At 62.5% G+C, this 3,073-nt stretch carries 3 protein-coding genes; all 3 read right to left on the bottom strand.

The genetic code is table 11. From position 1 onward, the window contains the following. Positions 1-451 (bottom strand): glycosyltransferase family 9 protein (locus WB402_RS01715; RefSeq protein ID WP_424205130.1); only part of this gene is annotated, 451 nt, incomplete at its 3' end. Beyond that, positions 451-1,533, bottom strand: a complete 1,083-nt coding sequence (locus WB402_RS01710; protein WP_424205128.1) for a glycosyltransferase family 9 protein — start codon at positions 1,531-1,533, stop codon at positions 451-453. The genes WB402_RS01710 and WB402_RS01715, both read right to left, overlap by 1 nt. Next, entirely contained in the window at positions 1,530-2,864 is a 1,335-nt protein-coding gene (locus WB402_RS01705; RefSeq protein ID WP_424205126.1) for an O-antigen ligase family protein, read from the bottom strand. The genes WB402_RS01710 and WB402_RS01705 overlap by 4 nt, the downstream gene beginning before the upstream one ends. Between the last annotated feature and the right edge of the window lie 209 nt (positions 2,865-3,073).

Below are 3,073 nucleotides of genomic sequence, written 5' to 3'. Positions count from 1 at the left end.
CTTCGATCCCGAGCGCACCGAGGAAAGCGAAGAAGCTGTCGAGCAGGTGCTCGCGGGCGAACCGGATGCGGTGGTTGGTGAACAGCCGCTGGCCGTCGCGGGCGCGGGTGCTGTCGAAACCGATCTTGATCGGCGCTTCGATCAGCGGGTAGATGAAGTTGGCACGCCAGCTTGCCTGCATCGCGAGCAGTGCGTCGAAACGCCGGCCGTGGAGTTGCCGGCGCAGATCAAGATACGCGCGCAGGCCCCGGCTTTTGTCGAAGACCATGAATTCCACTCCCGGATACCCTTCGAGCAACTGATAGGCGAACGTGCCCGTGATCCAGGTGATCCGCGCCTGCGGCGCGGCGCGTTTCAGGGTTTCGACCACGGGCAGCAACAGCGTGACGTCGCCCAGCGCCGAGAGCCGGACGATGGCGATGTCGCGCAGTGAAGAAACGGGCGTGTCCACTAATCCATTTTCGCCTCGGCACCGGAATTTTTCCGCACCGAGCGGGCAAGCAGTTGATCGAAGGCACGGGATGCATCGTCCACACCGATATCCGCGACATTCAGACTCGGCGGCTGCAGCAGCACATGCGGCACCTTCCACGGATACCAGCGGGTCTTGTCGGACTTGCCGAAGAAACACAGGATCGGTTTGCCGAGCGCCGCGGCGATGTGCATCGCGCCGCCGTCGCTGCACACCACCGCACGGCACTGCGCCAGCCCGGCGATCAGCTGGTCAAGACTGTCGGTGGGATAGGCCAGCACCGGAATATCCTTCACGGCGTCCATGATCTGCTGCGCCTTCTCGTCGTCGCCCGGATGACGCGGATTGGCGGCCGAGCCCGGCGACCAAAACAGCATGAAGTCGGCGCCGTGCGCCTGATGCAGACGACGGATGAGGTCAGCAAAATTTTCCGCCGGCCAGCGGTTGAGCGGTTTGCGCGCGCTGATGTGCACGCCGATAAGCTTGTCCAGCGCGAGATGCTTCTCGCGCAACGCCGACTGCGCCGAGGCCACCGCCGCAGCTGCCGGGAACAAACGCAACGCCGGCGGCTCGCCGTCGATACCGAGCGGCGCCAGCAGGCGGAAGACGTCCTCGGCCTCGTGCAGCGGCTGCGGCTGCGTGTACGTCACGCCGGTATCGATGTGCTCGATCCCGCGCTTGCCTGGTTCGGTGAAACCGACGATGTGCTTCGGCTTGATGGCGCGCGCCAGACGCAAACCACGGGGGAGAAAATGCGCCCCGGCGATGATGGCGTAATCGAAGCGCTGGCGGCGCAGCTCACGCATGAGCTGCACGCGCCCCCAGATCACGCCGAGCACGCTTTGGCCCGGCTCGCGATGCTTGGCCTTCATGTAGGCGTAAATAACGTCGATGTCCGGATTGTTCTCGACCACCGGGCGGTTGTAGCTGTTGACCAGCACGCTCAGCCGCGCCTTCGGAAAACGTTCGCGCAGCGCGTGGATCAGCGGCGTGGTGCACACCAGGTCGCCGATATTGTCGCGGCGGATCACGAGTATGCTCGGCGCGGCGGTTTTGCTCATGCAGACGCTTTCCTTTTTTCCGGAACCCCGGCCACGGTCAGCACCGCCGCGAGCCCCGCGAGAAACATGAACTGCTGGAGCATGTGATCGCGGATGACGCTGTCCAGCACCATGCGCACGCCGTAATCGAGAAGCAGCAGAAGCAGCAGGATCGCCGCATAATTTCCGCTCGCGCAGTGGCGTCGCCAGGCGATGGCCGCGAGACTCGCAAAAAAACCGAGCCACAGCAAGGCCCCGGGAATGCCAAGGCCAATCGCCATGTCGAGCAGCCCGCTGTGGCTGTGGCCCACGCCCCGACCGTATTTCGCTTTCAGGCCATGGCCGAAGGCATTGCGGTCGAATCCGATGCCGAACGGATGATCGCGCACCAGCAGCAATCCTTCCTTGAGCCAGGCGATGCGCAGATAAACAGAGATATCCACCGTCTCGCCACTTGGCAATTCTGGCAAGCTGCTGGGATCTGCTTGCTGCCAGGCTTTGTAATGTTCCGTATCCCAGGCGATCGGAACCGTGTCGATCAAATTATTCAAGCTTGAGGATTGCCGGGCGGTCACAACCAGACCCAGTCCGCCCAGCGTCACCACGAACATCGCGACGACGCCGGCAGAAATGGCCAGCTTGTTCAGGCGATCACGACGCTCACGCAGGTAAAACCAGCCCAGCAGGAGCAGCATCAGCACCAGCGTGATAATCCCGTTGCGCGTGCGCTCGGCAAATACCGATGCTGCCGCCAGCGCCAACACCGCGGCGAATACGGCATGAGATAGCGGAAGCACGCGCTTCTTGTACACGACTCGGAAAAACAGTTCCGCCAACAAGAAACCAAACAGTACGTTGGTTAGATAGTTGCTCTTATCCGGTCCCTCGGTCAGACCGGCCATCCGTTCGAGCGACCCGGGCGCCAACAGTCCCCGCGCGGCCTGAAAATCCACATACAGCACGTGCGCCACCAGCGCCGCGAGCAAAACCGCGAATACGCCCTGTGTGAATCTGGAATTTCCCCGCGCCGCCGTCGCCACGAACGCTCCGATAAGCAGCGCCACCACGGCGCGCCACCACTGACTTTCGATCTCGTCGAGCGTCCAGATACTTTCGGGGAAAACAAAAACGGCCACCATGTACATCCATGCCGTCAGCGCCAGCAGAATCGCGCCAGGCACGGACAACGCATGCGCGACGTCGCGCGGCCATCCCTTGCGCCAGGCGAGATAGCTGAAAACCAGCAGATTCGAAGCCAACAGCAGATCGCGCGCGGAAACCGTGTGCGGCACAGGCCAGACGAAGAACAGCAAGCCCAGGAGAACCAGGCTGACAATTTCAATTTTTTTCATGCCGTATGAATCTTGGCGATCGCATCGAGATAAATTCTTTCCAGCCGCGCCCTAACAACGCTCCAGTCGAAGCGGGCCACGACCTCGTTCGGGTTAGCGGATGGATGCGCGCAAGAATAACCTGTCCCGGGGGCGCGGGTCTAAAACCGCCGGCGTTCAAACCGCGGCGCGCATGATCGCGGCCAGCTGCGCGGCCCGCGCCTCCCAGG

The sequence above is a fragment of the Sulfuricaulis sp. genome, from assembly GCF_049587675.1.
Lineage (GTDB): Bacteria > Pseudomonadota > Gammaproteobacteria > Acidiferrobacterales > Sulfurifustaceae > Sulfuricaulis.
This window is presented reverse-complemented; position numbering and strand designations above follow the sequence as displayed.